At 67.1% G+C, this 15418-nt stretch carries 16 protein-coding genes, 1 tRNA gene and 1 pseudogene; 9 read left to right on the forward strand and 9 right to left on the reverse strand.

The genetic code is table 11. From position 1 onward, the window contains the following. The first annotated feature begins 193 nt into the window (after window positions 1-193). Complete coding sequence (locus WFK61_RS13980) at window positions 194-982, forward strand: YdcF family protein (RefSeq protein WP_336812573.1); 789 nt, start codon at window positions 194-196, stop codon at window positions 980-982. Here WFK61_RS13980 and WFK61_RS13985 read toward each other — a convergent pair whose 3' ends face one another. Continuing rightward, window positions 983-1249 (reverse strand): DUF3253 domain-containing protein, encoded by a 267-nt coding sequence (locus tag WFK61_RS13985; protein WP_336812575.1) that lies wholly within the window; start codon window positions 1247-1249, stop codon window positions 983-985. Further along, window positions 1246-1938 carry a DUF599 domain-containing protein gene (locus tag WFK61_RS13990; protein ID WP_336812577.1) on the reverse strand — a complete coding sequence of 231 codons (693 nt, stop codon included), beginning with the start codon at window positions 1936-1938 and terminating at the stop codon, window positions 1246-1248. The genes WFK61_RS13985 and WFK61_RS13990 overlap by 4 nt, the downstream gene beginning before the upstream one ends. Window positions 1939-2073: 135 nt before the next feature. Between WFK61_RS13990 and WFK61_RS13995 the strand changes: the two genes are divergently transcribed. The 3 genes from WFK61_RS13995 to WFK61_RS14005 all read left to right on the forward strand — a co-directional run bounded on the left by WFK61_RS13995 (window position 2074) and on the right by WFK61_RS14005 (window position 4795). After that, window positions 2074-2487, forward strand: a complete 414-nt coding sequence (locus WFK61_RS13995; protein WP_336812579.1) for a rhodanese-like domain-containing protein — start codon at window positions 2074-2076, stop codon at window positions 2485-2487. A gap of 10 nt (window positions 2488-2497) precedes the next feature. Further along, a complete protein-coding gene (locus tag WFK61_RS14000) occupies window positions 2498-2671 on the forward strand; it encodes a hypothetical protein (protein WP_336812581.1) in 174 nt (57 codons plus the stop codon). Window positions 2672-2995: 324 nt separating this feature from the next. Then, window positions 2996-4795: an ABC transporter ATP-binding protein gene (locus WFK61_RS14005; protein ID WP_336812583.1), complete on the forward strand. Its 1800-nt coding sequence runs from the start codon at window positions 2996-2998 to the stop codon at window positions 4793-4795. Between the two features lie 155 nt (window positions 4796-4950). Here the strand turns inward: WFK61_RS14005 and WFK61_RS14010 are convergent, their stop codons facing one another. Both WFK61_RS14010 and WFK61_RS14015 read right to left on the reverse strand, forming a co-directional pair. Then, window positions 4951-5469 (reverse strand): gamma-glutamylcyclotransferase family protein, encoded by a 519-nt coding sequence (locus WFK61_RS14010; RefSeq protein ID WP_336812585.1) that lies wholly within the window; start codon window positions 5467-5469, stop codon window positions 4951-4953. A 169-nt stretch (window positions 5470-5638) separates the two neighbouring features. After that, window positions 5639-6811 (reverse strand): isovaleryl-CoA dehydrogenase, encoded by a 1173-nt coding sequence (locus tag WFK61_RS14015; protein ID WP_306223973.1) that lies wholly within the window; start codon window positions 6809-6811, stop codon window positions 5639-5641. Window positions 6812-7040: 229 nt separating this feature from the next. On the opposite strand from WFK61_RS14015, the gene WFK61_RS14020 reads away from it, so the two are divergent. From WFK61_RS14020 to WFK61_RS14035, 4 genes are all read left to right on the forward strand, one after another. Next, window positions 7041-7532 (forward strand): ABZJ_00895 family protein, encoded by a 492-nt coding sequence (locus WFK61_RS14020; protein ID WP_336812589.1) that lies wholly within the window; start codon window positions 7041-7043, stop codon window positions 7530-7532. Window positions 7533-7709: 177 nt separating this feature from the next. Beyond that, window positions 7710-7976 carry a metal-sensing transcriptional repressor gene (locus WFK61_RS14025; protein WP_113254115.1) on the forward strand — a complete coding sequence of 89 codons (267 nt, stop codon included), beginning with the start codon at window positions 7710-7712 and terminating at the stop codon, window positions 7974-7976. Between the two features lie 17 nt (window positions 7977-7993). Further along, entirely contained in the window at window positions 7994-8998 is a 1005-nt protein-coding gene (dmeF, locus tag WFK61_RS14030) for a CDF family Co(II)/Ni(II) efflux transporter DmeF (RefSeq protein WP_336812591.1), read from the forward strand. An 84-nt stretch (window positions 8999-9082) separates the two neighbouring features. After that, entirely contained in the window at window positions 9083-10696 is a 1614-nt protein-coding gene (locus WFK61_RS14035; protein ID WP_336812593.1) for a M14 family metallopeptidase, read from the forward strand. Window positions 10697-10699: 3 nt separating this feature from the next. Here the strand turns inward: WFK61_RS14035 and WFK61_RS14040 are convergent, their stop codons facing one another. From WFK61_RS14040 to WFK61_RS14060, 5 genes and pseudogenes are all read right to left on the reverse strand, one after another. Further along, window positions 10700-11692 (reverse strand): CorA family divalent cation transporter, encoded by a 993-nt coding sequence (locus WFK61_RS14040; protein ID WP_336812595.1) that lies wholly within the window; start codon window positions 11690-11692, stop codon window positions 10700-10702. A gap of 95 nt (window positions 11693-11787) precedes the next feature. Beyond that, window positions 11788-12756 (reverse strand): glycoside hydrolase family 25 protein, encoded by a 969-nt coding sequence (locus tag WFK61_RS14045; protein ID WP_336812597.1) that lies wholly within the window; start codon window positions 12754-12756, stop codon window positions 11788-11790. Between the two features lie 321 nt (window positions 12757-13077). Further along, window positions 13078-13851: pseudogene (locus WFK61_RS14050) on the reverse strand (glycoside hydrolase family 25 protein); the annotation flags it as partial. A gap of 218 nt (window positions 13852-14069) precedes the next feature. Then, a tRNA-Leu gene (locus WFK61_RS14055) sits at window positions 14070-14154 on the reverse strand. Between the two features lie 126 nt (window positions 14155-14280). Beyond that, complete coding sequence (locus tag WFK61_RS14060; RefSeq protein WP_257735169.1) at window positions 14281-14550, reverse strand: FliM/FliN family flagellar motor switch protein; 270 nt, start codon at window positions 14548-14550, stop codon at window positions 14281-14283. A gap of 139 nt (window positions 14551-14689) precedes the next feature. Between WFK61_RS14060 and lipB the strand changes: the two genes are divergently transcribed. Next, window positions 14690-15394 (forward strand): lipoyl(octanoyl) transferase LipB, encoded by a 705-nt coding sequence (gene lipB, locus WFK61_RS14065; RefSeq protein ID WP_336812602.1) that lies wholly within the window; start codon window positions 14690-14692, stop codon window positions 15392-15394. Window positions 15395-15418 lie beyond the last annotated feature (24 nt).

The following is a 15418-nucleotide window of genomic DNA, read 5'->3' on the forward strand; positions in this document are numbered from 1 at the left end:
TAGCGGCGTCTCGAAGGATGCTCCAGAGGGAGCCCGCGCTTCCTGAAGCATCCTTCGAGACGCCATTTCTGACGAAATGGCTCCTCAGGATGAGGGCTGAGGATCGAAAGAGGGGATCCGGGATGTCCCGGTTCAGAAAGCCGTCAGCATTTCCCCGTAGGACTTGAGGGTCTCCTATCGGTCCGGGCCCTCGATGTTCTTCGTTCTCTCAAAACTCGTCTGGTTCGTCCTGTCGCCGGTCAATCTCGCCATCCTGCTTGCAGGCCTCTCGGCGCTGCTCGCCTTCACGCGCTTTGCGCGGCCGGCGCGCTGGGTCGGGTTGATCTCGATCACCGCGCTTGGCCTGATGGCGTTCAGCCCGCTGCCGCGCGCTGTCATGAGACCGCTGGAGGACCGCTTCCCGCAGCAGGATGTCCGCAAGACGCCGGTCGCCGGCATCGTCGTGCTCGGCGGCGCGATCGGCTTGGCGCGCGGCGATATCGCGATGAATTCCTCGGCGGCGCGCATGACCAAGGCGGTGGAACTGGCGCGGTTGCATCCGCAGGCGAAGGTCGTCTTCACCGGCGGGGCCCCCAACCTGATCTCGGAAGCGACGGTGACCGAGGCGGATGGCGCGAAGCTGCTGCTGGAAGGGCTGGGGCTCGATCCCGGCCGGCTCATCCTCGAAGACAAGTCACGCAACACGCGCGAGAACGCCGCCTTCACCCGCAGGCTCGTCGATCCCAAGCCCGGCGAGCGCTGGCTCCTGGTGACATCGGCCTGGCACATGCCGCGCTCGATCGGCGTCTTCCGCAAGGCCGGCTTCGCGGTCGAGGCCTTCCCGGTCGATTTCTGGTCGAGCGGCGAGCCGAGCGATTTCATCCGGCCCTACAGCCGCGCCCCGCGCGCGCTCGAAATCGCCGATAACGGCTTCAAGGAATGGGTCGGCCTCGTCGCGTATCGGCTCGCGGGCTATACCGACGAGCTCTTCCCAGCGCCGTGATCAGGCCGTGGCCGGCAGCACCAGCCGATAGACGCCGCGGAAATCGTCGGGATCGACCGGGCGGCCCTTGCGGGTGATGACGAGCCGGCCTTCTTTCATCAGCTTCACGGCGGCGCGGCGCACGGGCTGCATCAAGGGGCCCCAGCCGTCGGGATGGTCGCCGCCGAGGCGGCGGGCGACATCCATCGGTGAAATCGTCAGGCCGGCTTCGCGCTGGGCCAGCAGGTCGAGGATCGCGCTCTCGATCGCCTCGGGTTCGGTGCTCATGATTGGCTCGGATAAGTGAAGACGCGGGCAGCGTCCGAGGCGTACTGGCGGCGATACATGGCGACCAGCACCGCAGCTGTGAAGCCGATGAAGGTGATCGGGCCGAGGAACCAGCCGAGATAGGCGAGCGCGAAGAAGAAGGCGCGCTGGCCGCGGTTGAAATGCCGGCCGGCGGCGATGTTCATCTCGATCGTCTCGTGCACGGCATGGGCCATCGCCTGCTCGTCCTTGCTGTCGAACGGCGGCAGGGCGCCGAGCAGGATGACGCAGTAGTTGAACAGCCGGTAGGCCCAGGCGAACTTGAAGAAGGCGTAGCCGAAGATGCCGACGAGCCCGATGATCTTCACCTCCCAGACGGAGCGCAGGGTCACCGGCACGAAGGGCAGGTCGCTGAAGATGGCGACCGCGCGATCCGTGGCGTTCAGCAGGGCGAGCGTGCCGCCGATCGCGAGCAGCGAGGTCGAGGCGAAGAAGGCGGTGCCGTTCTGCAGGCCGCCCATCACTTGCGTGTCGACGATCCGCACCTCCCGGCCAGCCGCCTCGCGAATCCAGCGGGCGCGGCGCAGATTCATCCGCATGTTTAGCGTTCGGGCGGCGTGCGGGCCTAGCTCGACGGCATAGTGGTAGCCGATCCAGGAGGCGGCGAAGAACGCGAACGCGATGACATCCAGATTGCTGAAACCGAGCATGTTGCCGCTCTGCCATTTCGGGAGCCGGAGAGGCAAGCAGCTTCTGACGAAGCCGTGCGGACGACAAGCCGGACGGCATTGACGCTGCACCGGCGAGCCGCCACGGTGCGGCCGGAATCGGGGAGGGCGTTCGCCATGCCGCAGACCATCACCAAGGGCTACAAGGCACTGGTCGCGGAGGCCGAGAGCCGGATCGAGACTTTGTCCGTGGAAGAGGCGCAGGCGCTGCACGGGAACGACGCCGTGGTCTTCGTCGATCTGCGCGATCCGCGCGAGCTGGAGCGGGAAGGGCGGATGCCCGGCGCCTTCCATTGTCCGCGCGGCATGCTGGAATTCTGGATCGATCCAGAAAGCCCCTATGCCAAGGCGGTCTTCCAGCAGGACAAGCGTTTCGTCTTCTTCTGCGGTGGTGGCTGGCGCTCGGCGCTCGCCGCGCAGGCCGCGCAGGAGATGGGGCTGAAGCCGGTCGCGCATGTGGCCGGCGGGTTCGGCGCTTGGAAGAAGGCCGGTGCGCCGGTCGGTACGGCCCCGGCCGACAAGAAGGGCTGAGACCTAAACCTTGTCCCACGTCATCATCGTTCTGCTGGTCGCGGCTTTCATCTTCCGCAAGCCGCTGGGCAAGCTGCTCGCCCGGCGTTGGCCCAATCATGCCAAGCGCCAGCAGGTGCTCGGCACGATCATCGCCGCCTTCCTGCTGGTGATCGCGGTCCGGCTTCTGGCGCTGTTCTGGTAAGCCGGCGTACAACTCTGCCTTGAATTGGGCGAAGACGCCTCGTGCAGCCATTGCATGAGAGGCAGGCTTGCGCGCTGCCCAACAATCAGGCATCTTCCTTTGCCTTGGCTCCAACTCAAGAAAGGGAGGGCTGAATGAAATTCATCAACACCGCAGCCACTCCCATGCGACCAACCCGGCACTAGGTCGGTCTCGCACGAGGCCCGCCTCCGGGTAGCCTCCTGAGCCTTTTTCCAACTTCTATCTTTCATTGCCGAAGCCGGCGCGCGCCGTCGTCTTCGCCTGATTTCGGAGTCGGCGGCCGTCTCGGCGCCGAATGACGCTATGTCTCACGATACTCAAACCGGGCGGCGCGAGCCGCTCCGGGCCGTTCTCGGCTTCACTTTCAAGCATTGGGCGCGCCAGCCCGGGCAGGTCGCCTGGGTTGCTGGCGTCACGATCGTCGCCACGCTCGCCGAGCTGTTCACGCCGGTCTATGCCGGCCGTCTCGTCGATGCGGTATCGGGCGGTGCCACCTCGGGCGGCGCGGAAGCGGCGCTCTGGGCGCTCGGCGCGATGATGGTGCTCGCCGCCATCATGGTGATCGGGCGGCATTTCGCTTTCACCGGCATCACCGTGATGACGCTGCGCACGATGAGCGACGTCTCGCAGGAGGCTTTCGCACGCCTGCAGCGCTTCTCGACTGACTGGCACGCGAATAATTTCGCGGGCTCGACGGTGCGCAAGATCACGCGCGGGATGTGGGCGCTCGACCTGCTGACCGACACGGTCCTGATCGCGCTCCTGCCCTCGCTGGTCATCCTGCTCGGCATGACGGCGGTGCTGGCCTGGCACTGGCCGGCGATGGGCCTCGTCGTGGCGCTGGGTGCGCTGGCCTATATCGGGCTGACGCTGGCGCTGTCGCTGCGCTTCGTCGCGCCGGCGGCGCGGCTCGGCAACGCCTGGGACACGCGCCTGGGCGGCGCATTGGCCGATGCCATCACCTGCAACCCGGTGGTGAAGGCCTATGGCGGCGAGGCCCGCGAGGACCTGCGATTGGCGACGGTCGTCTCCAAGTGGAGCCTGCGGACGCGGCGCGCGTGGATTCGCGGCACCTGGTCGGGCACCGGCCAGAACGTCGTGCTCCTGGCGCTGCGCGCGGCGGTGATCGGCCTCGTGATCTGGCTCTGGGCGAACGGGCAGGCTTCGCCCGGCGATGTCGCCTTCGTGCTGACGGCCTATGCGGTGGTGCATGGCTATCTGCGCGATGTCGGCCAGCACGTCCATAACCTGCAGCGCTCGGTCAACGACATGGAGGAGCTCGTCTGGATGCACGATCTTCCCTATGGCGTGCCGGACCGGAAGGGCGCGGTGGCGATGGGCGTGACCGCGGGCGAGATCGCCTTCGAGAACGTGACCTTCCATTACGGAGGCCATCACGATCCGCTCTACCGCGACTTCTCGCTGACCATCCGTGGCGGAGAGAAGGTCGGCCTCGTCGGCCGCTCGGGCTCCGGCAAGACGACCTTCGTCAAGCTGGTGCAGCGGCTGTACGACGTGACCTCGGGCCGCATCGCGATCGACGGGCAGGATATCGCCGGTGTCACGCAGGCGTCGCTGCGCCAGCAGATCGCGATCGTGCAGCAGGAGCCGGTGCTGTTCCACCGCTCGCTGGCGGAGAACATCGCCTATGGCCGGCCGGGCGCGAGCCTGGCGCAGGTCGAGCAGGCGGCGAAGCTCGCCAACGCGCATGAGTTCATCATGCGCCTGCCCAAGGGCTACGCCACGCTCGTCGGCGAGCGCGGCATCAAGCTCTCGGGCGGCGAGCGCCAGCGTGTCGCGCTGGCCCGCGCCTTCCTGGCCGATGCGCCGATCCTGATCCTGGACGAGGCGACCTCGAGCCTCGATTCGGAATCGGAGGCACTGATCCAGCAGGCGATCGAGCGCCTGATGGAAGGCCGCACCACGATCGTGATCGCGCACCGTCTCTCGACGGTCCGCGCCATGGACCGCATCCTGGTCTTCGATCGCGGCCGGGTGATCGAGGAAGGGCCGCACGAGGCCCTGCTGACCCGTCCGGACGGCGCCTATCGCGCGCTGTTCGAGAAGCAGGTCAGCGAGCTGGCCAAGGGGCTGGCGGCGTAGATTCCTTCTCCCCTTGGGGGAGAAGGTGTCTGCAAAGCAGACGGATGAGGGAAGGGCCGCGCGAGCGGCCCTTTTCTTTATTGCCGTTGCGGTTCCGCCCTCATCCGTCTCGGCTTCGCCGAGCCACCTTCTCCCCCGAGGGGAGAAGGGCAGGCTTACTTCGGCGCCAGCGCCCTTGGCCGCACGCCCTTCACCGGGCCGGGCGGCAGCGACGCGCTCGCATCCTGATTCAAGCCCTTCAGATCGAGATTCGGCTTGGTCAGAAAGCGATTCAAGCCAGTGACGTAAGTCTCTGGCAGACCGAAATGTTTTGCCCCGGCGATGACGGCTTCCATGTAGCCGGGCTTTGGGCGCCCGGGATCGCCCGAGCGGCCGATATAGATCAGCGCGCGCTTGGCGCCGCCCGGCACGATCACCGGCTGGCTGATCTTCACATAAAGCCCGCTGGCCAGCTCCTCGAACTTGTCGAGGACGCGCATGTCGCTGAGCGAGCAGTCCCAGAGCACGCCATGGACCTCCTCGCGGGGATCGCGGATCACCGAGGCATAGCCGTCGCGCGTGACGATGAAGCGGTGGCGCGGCAGGCGGGCCGGGCCGAGCGGGCGCGCCTTCGGGCAGCGCTCGGCCATCCCGACCGGGTCCATGTTGAGGCCGTAGGCGAAGTAGAGAGGCATCGGGGAAGCTCGGCCGTTTGACGCGGTTGCTCGGGAGGCGCGTCGTCATCCTGGACGTAGCGAAGCGGAGATCCGGGATCCATCGTAGAGCGCAGTTCCTTTCGATGGATCCCGGATCGGCGCGGCTTCGCCGCTTGTCCGGGATGACGGCGCGGCTGTCGTTTTCGTTCTACTTCGTCTTGTTGAACAGCTCCCGGCCGATCAGCATCCGCCGGATCTCGCTCGTCCCGGCGCCGATCTCGTAGAGCTTGGCGTCGCGCAGCAGGCGGCCGGTCGGGTAGTCGTTGATATAGCCGTTGCCGCCGAGGAGCTGGATCGCATCGAGCGCGACCTGCGTCGCCTTCTCGGCCGCGATCAGGATGGCGCCGGCCGCGTCCTCGCGGGTGGTCTCGCCGCGGTCGCAGGCCTTGGCGACGGCATAGACATAGGCGCGGCAGGAATTCATCGCGACATACATGTCGGCGACCTTGCCCTGCACGAGCTGGAATTCGCCGATCGACTGGCCGAACTGCTTGCGTTCGTGGACATAGGGCATGACCACGTCGAGCGCCGCCTGCATGATGCCGAGCGGGCCGGCTGCCAGCACGACGCGCTCGTAGTCGAGGCCGGACATCAGAACATTGACGCCGCGCCCGACGGTGCCGAGCACGTTCTCCTCCGGCACCTCGCAATCCTGGAAGACGAGCTCGCAGGTGTCCGAGCCGCGCATGCCGAGCTTGTCGAGCTTCTGGTGGGTCGAGAAACCCTTCATGCCCTTCTCGATCAGGAAGGCCGTGATGCCGCGCGGGCCGGCTTCCGGGTCGGTCTTGGCGTAGACGACCAGCGTCTCGGCGATCGGGCCGTTGGTGATCCACATCTTGTTGCCGTTGAGGACGTAGCGGTCGCCCTTCTTGTCGGCGCGGGTGCGCATCGAGACGACGTCCGAACCCGAGCCCGGCTCGGACATGGCAAGCGCGCCGACATGCTCGCCGGAGATCAGCTTCGGCAGGTATTTCCGCTTCTGCGCCTCGTTGCCGTTGCGGCTGATCTGGTTGACGCAGAGATTCGAATGGGCGCCGTAGGAGAGGCCGACCGAGGCCGAGGCGCGCGAGACTTCCTCGACCGCGATGCAGTGCTCGAGATAGCCGAGGCCGGTGCCGCCATATTCCTCCTCGACCGTCATGCCGTGCAGGCCGAGCGCGCCCATTTCCGGCCACAGATCGCGCGGGAACTGGTTGGTCTTGTCGATCTCCTCGGCACGCGGGGCGATCTTCTCCTGCGCGAAGGCATGGACGGTGTCGCGGATCGCGTCGGCGGTCTCGCCGAGGTCGAAATTGAACGGGCGCGGCGCGTTGGCGAGCATGATGTCCTCCCGGGTCGAACGGTTTTGTGCAGCCCGGATTGGGGCTGCTTTGCCGCGAGCTTACAGATCGGGAATGCCGGTGTCAGGCCGAGCCGAGCAGAGGGCTGCTTGCGAGGATTCGCACGGGCCGGCTCTTGGCGATGCCGGCCCCCTATGCAGCGCCCGGGCTTTACCCGCCCGGCCGGCCAGCGTAGCCGCAAGGCGGACCATGCCTATCCGGAGCTCCCGAATGTCTCAGCCATCGACCGTATCGCCCCTATCCAACGGGGCCCTCGTTCTGCGCTTCAGCGCCTTTCTCGTCGCCGGCGTGATCGTCCTCAACATCGCGTTCCTGTTGCTTGAATCCTATCTCAAGCAATCGCCGGGCAGCACGGGGGCGCTGGGCCTCATTCTGATCTGGAGCGCCGCCTCATGGACGGGGCAGGTCTGGTTCAGGCGCGAGCAGGCTCGCCCGCCATCCGGCCGTGCCTGGTCGGTCGCGCTGCTCTGCGCGCTCGCGACCTTCGTTCTGCAGGCCGTCTTCGTGCTCGTCATCGCCGGCTCCATGCCAGGCGGCATCGCGAGCATCGCGCGCTATCGCAGCAGCGATCAGATGCTCATCGCCGGGGCGTTCGTCAGCATTCTCGTGCTGGAATTCCTGCTTATCCGCGGCGCGATCTTCTGGGGCGCCAAGGCCGAGGAGAAGCGGGCGCAGCTGCGGGCAGCCAAGGCGCAGGCCTGATCGCCCTGTGCCTTCGGCGAAAGCGAGGCGGCAATATCGCGCCTCGCTTTCGCCGAGCAACTTCGTTCGTCGCTTAGTTGAAATCGCCGCTGCCCCCTGATGCAGCGGCTTGCCGTTGCATCATCACATCCGATCGATGCCTGTTGCATATCCTATCCAGGGGGATAGGATGTTGCCATGAGCCATGCCATGGACCCCGACATCATCAACCGCCTGCGCCGGGCGCAGGGCCATCTCGGCACCGTCGTCGGGATGGTCGAGACGGGCCGGAGCGTCCCTGACGTCGTGCAGCAGCTGCAGGCGGTCGAGAAGGCGCTGGAGAAGGTCAAGTCGCTGCTGATCTTCGACCATATCGAGCATCACCTGTTCGACCATGCCCAGGCGACGACGCCGGAGGCGCGCCGCTCGATCGAGGAGCTCAAGGCCCTCACCAAATATCTCTGACGATCCGGAGCGAACCGATGTCGGATGCGACCAGCTTTCCTGCCCAGCACCAGCACGTCTTCCTCGGCGACGAGCATGACCGGCACGAGCGCCGCACCTGGCTCGTCGTCGGCCTGACGGCCGCGATGATGGTCGCCGAGATCGTCGCCGGCACAATCTTCGGCTCGATGGCGCTGGTGGCCGATGGCTGGCACATGTCAACCCATGCGGCAGCGCTCGGCATCGCGGCCTTCGCCTATCGCTTCGCCCGGCAGCACGCACATGATCGCCGCTTCAGCTTCGGCACGGGCAAGCTCGGCGACCTCGCCGCCTTCGCCAGCGCCTTGCTGCTGATGCTGGTCGCCATCGCGGTGGGCTGGGAATCGGCGATGCGGCTCGCCGCGCCGGTCGCGATCGATTTCACGCAGGCGACGGCGATCGCGGTGCTCGGCCTTCTGGTGAATCTCGCCAGCGTCTGGCTGCTCCGGGACGGGCACGGCCATCATCACCATCACGGCCACGGCCATGGCGGCACCGGGCATCATGGCCACGCCCATCATCACCACGGACACGACGATCACCACCATGGCCACCATTCCCATGGCGGGCATGGCGCGGACACCAATCTGCGCGCGGCCTATATGCATGTCCTCGCCGATGCCTTCACCTCGATCCTGGCGATCGCGGCGCTGCTCGGCGGGCGCTTCTACGGCTGGGTCTGGCTCGATCCGGTGATGGGCATCGTCGGCGCTGCCGTGATCGCGCATTGGTCGATCGGCCTGCTGCGCAGCTCCGGTGCCGTGCTGCTCGACACCGTGCCGGACGAGGCGCTGGTGAAGCGCATCGGCGAGCGGCTGGCCGCCGAGGGGGCCGAGGTCGCCGATCTCCATCTCTGGCAGGTCGGGCCCGGCCATCGCAGCGCCATCGTCTCGATCGTGACCGGCGAGCCGAAGCCGCCGGCAACCTACAAGGCCTTGCTCGCCGACCTGCCGACGCTGTCGCATGTGACTGTCGAGGTGAACACCCGCGCTGCCGCAGTCTGAAGCGCTTGCCGGTGTCGAGGTTGTTGCAGGCCGCTCGCACGCGGATCTAGGGTAGCGCTCCCATATCCCAGGCGGGAGCGCGCCATGAACGGTCGGATCATCCTCGCAGCCGGTCTTGCCGTCGTTCTGGGAGGCGGTGCGCTGGCCCAGTTCAAGCCGGAGAGCGCTTATCGCGAGAGCCCGGGGGTGGCCGAGCGCTATCCCGATCCGCAGGTCGCCTTCACGACGCCGGCCTTCGCGCCGGGCAAGACCGATTTCACCGGCCAGGCCGAGATGATGGCCTTCCTGACGGCGCTGAAGGAGCGTGCGCCGCAGATGACGCTGTCGATCATCGCGAAGAGCCAGGAGGGGCGCGACATGCCCGCCCTGGTGTTCTCGCGCCATGGCCTCGACACGATTGGCAAGGGCCAGCGGCCCGTCGTGATGCTGATCGGCCAGCAGCACGGCAACGAGCCGGCCGGCGGCGAGGCGATGCTCGTGCTGGCGGAGCGGCTCGGAGCGGGCAATCTGGCCCCGCTGCTCGAGGCGATCGATGTCGTGATCATCCCGCGCGGCAATCCGGACGGGGCGGATCGCTATCGCCGGGCACTGGCCAACGGGGTCGATCCGAATCGCGACCATACCCAGTTGCGCACGCCGGAAATCCGGGCGATCGCCAACCTGTTCACGCGCTACCGCCCCGACATCCTGCTCGACTGCCATGAATTCACGGTCGCCGGGCGCTGGGTCGAGAAGGTCGGCGGGATGGTCAAGGTCGATGGCATGATCCAGGCGGCGACGGTGCCCAATCTCGCGCCGGCCCTGAAGCAGATCCAGGACGATGTCGTGCTGCCGGCGCTGCGGACGGCCTTCGAGACGGCGGGTGTCACCTATGAATGGTACCACACGACCGATGGCGCGAACCCGGCCTCGCCGGTGGCGATGGGGAGCATCGGCGCCGATACCGGGCGCAACATCGCCGGCCTGCGCAATGCGGTCAGCCTCCTGCTCGAAACGCGCGGCATCGGCATCGGCCGGGCTCATCTGGGGCGGCGGGTGCAGGCTCATGTCATCGCCTCCGAAGCCGTGATCAAGCTCGCGGCGCAGCGTCCTGCCGATATCCTCGCTGCGACCCGCAAGGCCGAGGCCGAGGTCGCCGCGATCAAGCCGGGAACGCCCTTCATCGTCACGGCGCGGCAGAAGCCGGAGCAGCGCACGCTCACCTTTATCGATCCCGCGACCGGGCAGGACCGGCCGGTCGAGGTGAAATGGCTGTCCTCGCTCGATATCGAGCCCACGCTGATGCGGCCGCGCCCGGCGGGTTACGTGCTGCCGGCCAAGGCCACGGCGGCGATCGAGGCCTTGCAGCGTCTGGGATTGAAGACCGAGACGGTGACGAGGGCAGCCGCGGTGCCGGGCGAGCGCTACAGGGTCGTGAAGGTCGAGATGGGCGCCAAGGAGGACGGGCGCGGCGACGATACCGGTGCAGGCCAGATCGTGAAGGGCTCCTACGCAGTCGAGACGGCCTCGATCCAACTCGCGCCGGGCGATGTCTATATCGGGCTCGACCAGCCTCTGGCGGCCTTGCTGCCGGTGATGCTGGAGCCGGAAAGCCAGACCGGTCTTGCCGCGAACAAGGTCCTGCCGGTCGAGGAAGGCGGCGTGCTCGATGTTCTGCGCATCAGCGAGCGGCCGGCCGCGGCGCTGGTCAAACCCTGAGGTTCAGCTCCCGATCACGCCTCGGCGCCGGAGCAGGACGAGGGTCAGCAGCGCGGCGGCGAGACATGTCAGCGCTACGAAGAAGGCGCCGGCCTCCGATTCGACCCAGGGCAGGCCCTTCACGTTGATGCCGAACAGGCCGGTGATGAAGGTCGCGGGCAGGAACAGCGCCGTCAGCAGCGAGAGCACATAGAGCTGCCGGTTGGTGCGGCTGGCCGAGCGGGCGGCGATCTCGTCCTGCAGCAGGCGCGCCCTGTCCTGCACCGACTGGACGTCGTGATGCAGGCCGTCGACCCGCTGGAGCAATCGCGTCGCGGCGGCCTTCACCGCGTCGGGCGCGCTGCGGCCGGACTGGGTCTCGGCGAAGCGGCGGAACAGGACATGCAGCCCGCTGAGCTGGCGATGCAACCGCACTGCGGTGCGCCGGACCGCGCCGACGCGCTGCGGCCCGTCATGCAGGCGGTCGAGCAGGATATGGTCCTCGACGCTGTCGGTCTCATCGACGAGGCGCACGACCGCATCGGTGACGTCGTCGATGATATATTCGATGATCTGCTCGAACAGCCCGGCCGGGCTTGTGGCCGGTTCGCCGCGATCAAGCGCCTCGGCCGTCATGCGGATCGAGTGCAGCGCCTCGCGCCGCCCGGTCAGCAGGAAGCTCTCGCCGATGATCCAGCGCAGGGCGCCGACATCCTCGGACTTGTCGGCGATGTCGCGGATCAGGTCGTGCGAGACGCCCCAGGCGAGATTGGCGGAGTGGTCCAGCCGCTGGTGCGGCTCATGCGAGAGGAAGGCTTCCTGCGTCGCGTCCGGCAGGTCCTGCTCGGCGATCCAGCTCTGTGCCCGCGTATGGACGAGGTCGAGATGGAGCCAGACGAAACCCACGGTCGGGGCGAGCTCCGGCATCTCGTCGCGCGGGATGCGGGTGGGCTGCCCGTCCTCATCGAAGCGATAGGCCCAGATGATGCCGGATTGGGATTGGAGATCGCTGAGCATGCCGGGCTTCCGCTGTCGCCACGGACCTCTCCGGCGGCGCGGCGCCTAAGGGCGCCGCGGATATGACGGCGGCATGACAGCCGGCAAAAGGTGCCTCAATCCCGGCCGATCGAACCGGTCACGTCGGCGCGGCGGTTATCGGCCGTGCGCGCGTTGGGAATCCGGCCGGGCGGGGCGAATTTCAGCCTGGTGCCGCCGGCGTCCCTGGGCGCGCGCAGGCCGGCCGGCGTTTGCGGCGGCGTGCGCTGCGCGACCTTCGGCTCGCCGCTATGCCATTTGCGCGTGCCGATATCGAAGCGGCCCTGGCGCCAGGCCTCGAACTCGCGCTCGCTGCCGAAGAAGGCGTTGCGGTCGACATCCCCGGTGATGCCGGGCACGCGGCCGGTGGTGGTGAACTGCCAGAATTCCCAGCGGTCGCGCTCATAGCGCTTCGCCAGTGGCGCCGCCGTGGAGCGCAGCCAGAAGGGGTGATCGTTGAGCTCGCCCTCCAGCACGTCCTCGTGGAAATTGATGTCGGTATAGATCACCGGCTTCTTGCCGGTGTGCTCGCGCAGGCCCTTCAGCATCTCGTTGATCTTGGCCATGGCCAGCTCCTTCGAGATCTTGCGGGTGCATTGCGAGTCGTTCTGCCATTCGACGTCGAGCACCGGCGGCAGGGCGTCGGGATCGCGCGGGATGTGCTTCTTGATCCAGCGCACCTGATCCTTGGCCGAGCGGCACCACCAGACGAAGTGATAGGCGCCCCGGGCGACGCCATGCTTCTTCGCCTCGGCCCAGTTGCGCCTGAAATTCGGATCGAGATGGTCGCCGCCTTCGGTCGCCTTGATGAAAGCGAAGCGCGTGCCGGCATCCTTGACCCGGGCCCAGTCGATTTCGCCCTGCCAGCGAGAGACGTCGATGCCCTGGATCACCTTGCGCCGCGCATCGCGGACGCCGTGATGGGGCGAGCTGTCGCCCTTCTTCGGATAGAGCGCCTGCGCCGGCTCGACGAGACCTATCATCAGGGCCGCGAAGGCGAGGGCTTTCAGCCCGATCCGTCCGCTGGTCAGCTTGCGCGCTGGCATGTGTTCCTCCCGCATCACAAGCCCAGATGCGGGGAGCGTGGTTAAGCGCCGGTTAGAATTGCGGCGCAGTCTAGGAATGAATTTCAGCCTTGGTTAACCGGCGCGATTTCGCCGGCCCATTCAGTCGAGGACTACGGGTTCGACCTGGTTGTCGACCGCCCGCATGGTCGAGGCGACGGCGGGCACGCTGCCGGGGATGCGCGCGACGGGCACATCGCTCGGCTCCTGCGGCTCGGGGGGCGACGGAGGAGGCAGCGGCTGCTGCTGGACGGGCGCAGGCTGTGCCGGCCCCTCGCGCTTGTCCCAGCGGCGCGTGCCGATGTCGTACTCGCCGCGCAGCCAGCCGGCGAACTGGCTCTCGCTGCCGAAGAAGGCGTTGCGGTCGACATCGCCGCGGATGCCCGGCACGCGTCCGGTGGTGGTGAACTGCCAGAAGGCCCAGGGGCGGTTGCTGTAGCGGGTTTCGGGCAGCGCGGCCGTCGAGCGGATCCAGTAGGGGTAGTTGTTGAACTGGCCCTCCAGCACCTCGCGATGGAAGGTGATGTCGGTGTAGATCACCGGCTTCTTGCCGGTGAGCTGTTCGAGCTCGGTCAGCATCAGCGCGATCTTCTCGCGGGCGAGCTCGCGGTCGATCTTCTGCGGGCAGGTCCGCGAATGGCCGTTCCACTCGACGTCGAGCACCGGGGGCAGGGCATCGGGATCGTTCGGGATCTGCTGCTTGAACCAGACCGCCTGCTCATGGGCCGGGCGGCACCAGAACACGAAATGGTAGGCGCCGCGCGGGACGCCGGCGCGGCGGGCGCCTTCCCAGTTGCGGCGGAAGGTCGGATCGACATGGTCGCCGCCCTCGGTCGCCTTCATGTAGACGAAGCGGGTGCCGGCCGCCTTGACGGCGGTCCAGTCGATCTCGCCCTGCCAGCGCGAGATGTCGATGCCGTGGATCGGGTACTGATGCGCCGCCGCGACGCCGGGATGCGGCCGGGCATCGCCCTTCGACGGGTAGTTGTCGAGCGCCACGCAGCCGCCGAGCGCCGCGAAGGCGGCGAGGGCCAGAAGGGGCAGGGCACGGAAACGGGGCATGCGGCGAGCGTTCATGTCGCGGAGAATTGCTGGGAATGTTTGACGGGCGGTTTACGTTACCAAAGTTCTGCCGCCTGTCAGCCTGATCTTGGGCGGAACGAAGCCGCGCGCCGGCGCCGGGAGGCGAATCGCAGCTGACGCGACATCTGAAGGCTCGGGCCGAAATCGTTGACATCGCCCGGAAACACGAAAGGCGACCCGAGGGTCGCCTTTCGCTGGACATTGTCCGAATTTGGTGCGGTCGAGAGGACTCGAACCTCCACGGGTCTCCCCGCTACCACCTCAAGGTAGTGCGTCTACCAATTCCGCCACGACCGCAGCTCGGTTCCGGTTGCGGGCGGTGCAACCAGGGAGCGGCGCCGATCTAGCAAATCGAATCCGCCGCCACAAGAGCGTCATGAAGGAAAAACGCAGAAGCGCGATTTTTCCCCAGGACGGGCCGATTCAGGCCGCGTCGGCGACGGTCTGCAGGGTGTAGATCGTCGGGCGCTTGAGCATCTGGGTGATCTCGACAGAGATTCGGGCGCCGCTGACCACAACGATTCCCTTGGCGAAAGGGTGATTGTTGGCGAGAATCTGGACTTCGTCGGTTTCGCTGGTGTTCAGCTCGATGATCGCGCCGCGGCCGAGGCGCAGCAGCTTGTAGATCGGCATTTCGGTCTGGCCGAGAACCACCGTGAGTTCCACCGGGACGAGATCGAGATCGGCCTTCAAGTTCTGTCTCCGGAACCCTACTTCAGAATTGGACCAGCGAAACTTGCCTGCCTGCCGGTTTTGGGCGCAAGAGGCGTTGCGAGGGCCGTGCCGGATGATGTCGCCAGCCCGGAAACTTTGAACGGAACATGGTTAAGCCATGGTGAAGATGCGTGAGGAACTGGCCGTCTCCTTCCTTCCGGAAGAGGTGTCCGAGCCGGTCGAATGGGCCGTGAGCGAAGGGCTCGTCGGCTATGACGAGGCGGTCGCCGAGATGGAGGCCCGCGCCGGGCTGATCGCGGACGGGCTGGCGCGCGAGCGCGTCTGGCTGGTCGAGCATCCGCCGCTCTATACCGCCGGCACGTCGGCCCGCGACGAGGATCTGATCGCGCCGGAGCGCTTCCCGGTGTTCCGCTCCGGGCGGGGCGGGCAGTTCACCTATCACGGCCCGGGCCAGCGCGTGGCCTATGTCATGCTCGACCTGAAGCGGCGCCAGCCGGACCTGCGCCGTTTCGTCGCCGCGCTGGAAAGCTGGCTGATCGGCGCGCTCGACGATTTCAACATCCGCGGCGAGCGGCGCGAGGATCGCGTCGGCGTCTGGGTGCGCCGGCCGGACAAGGGCGCCGCAACCGAGGACAAGATCGCGGCGATCGGCATCCGCGTGCGGCGCTGGGTCTCGTTCCACGGCATCTCGCTCAATGTCGAGCCGGACCTCACGCATTTCGACGGCATCGTGCCCTGCGGCGTCAGCCAGCATGGTGTGACCTCGCTTGTCGATCTCGGCCTGCCGGTGACGATGCCGGAGGTCGATTCGGTGCTGCGCGAGGCGTTCGAGCGCGTGTTCGGACCGACCGTCCAAATCTGATCGTCCAGGGCGGATTTACCATCC

The organism is Allobosea sp. MMO-172, from assembly GCF_037147855.1.
GTDB lineage: Bacteria > Pseudomonadota > Alphaproteobacteria > Rhizobiales > Beijerinckiaceae > Allobosea.

Bases quoted from the DNA above. Each gene is read 5' to 3' on its own strand.
- WFK61_RS13980 (WP_336812573.1), top strand. From the start codon at position 194: ATGTTCTTCGTTCTCTCAAAACTCGTCTGGTTCGTCCTGTCGCCGGTC.
- WFK61_RS13985 (WP_336812575.1), bottom strand. From the start codon at position 1,249: ATGAGCACCGAACCCGAGGCGATCGAGAGCGCGATCCTCGACCTGCTG.
- WFK61_RS13990 (WP_336812577.1), bottom strand. From the start codon at position 1,938: ATGCTCGGTTTCAGCAATCTGGATGTCATCGCGTTCGCGTTCTTCGCC.
- WFK61_RS13995 (WP_336812579.1), top strand. From the start codon at position 2,074: ATGCCGCAGACCATCACCAAGGGCTACAAGGCACTGGTCGCGGAGGCC.
- WFK61_RS14005 (WP_336812583.1), top strand. From the start codon at position 2,996: ATGTCTCACGATACTCAAACCGGGCGGCGCGAGCCGCTCCGGGCCGTT.
- WFK61_RS14010 (WP_336812585.1), bottom strand. From the start codon at position 5,469: ATGCCTCTCTACTTCGCCTACGGCCTCAACATGGACCCGGTCGGGATG.
- WFK61_RS14015 (WP_306223973.1), bottom strand. From the start codon at position 6,811: ATGCTCGCCAACGCGCCGCGCCCGTTCAATTTCGACCTCGGCGAGACC.
- WFK61_RS14020 (WP_336812589.1), top strand. From the start codon at position 7,041: ATGTCTCAGCCATCGACCGTATCGCCCCTATCCAACGGGGCCCTCGTT.
- WFK61_RS14025 (WP_113254115.1), top strand. From the start codon at position 7,710: ATGAGCCATGCCATGGACCCCGACATCATCAACCGCCTGCGCCGGGCG.
- dmeF (WP_336812591.1), top strand. From the start codon at position 7,994: ATGTCGGATGCGACCAGCTTTCCTGCCCAGCACCAGCACGTCTTCCTC.
- WFK61_RS14035 (WP_336812593.1), top strand. From the start codon at position 9,083: ATGAACGGTCGGATCATCCTCGCAGCCGGTCTTGCCGTCGTTCTGGGA.
- WFK61_RS14040 (WP_336812595.1), bottom strand. From the start codon at position 11,692: ATGCTCAGCGATCTCCAATCCCAATCCGGCATCATCTGGGCCTATCGC.
- WFK61_RS14045 (WP_336812597.1), bottom strand. From the start codon at position 12,756: ATGCCAGCGCGCAAGCTGACCAGCGGACGGATCGGGCTGAAAGCCCTC.
- lipB (WP_336812602.1), top strand. From the start codon at position 14,690: ATGGTGAAGATGCGTGAGGAACTGGCCGTCTCCTTCCTTCCGGAAGAG.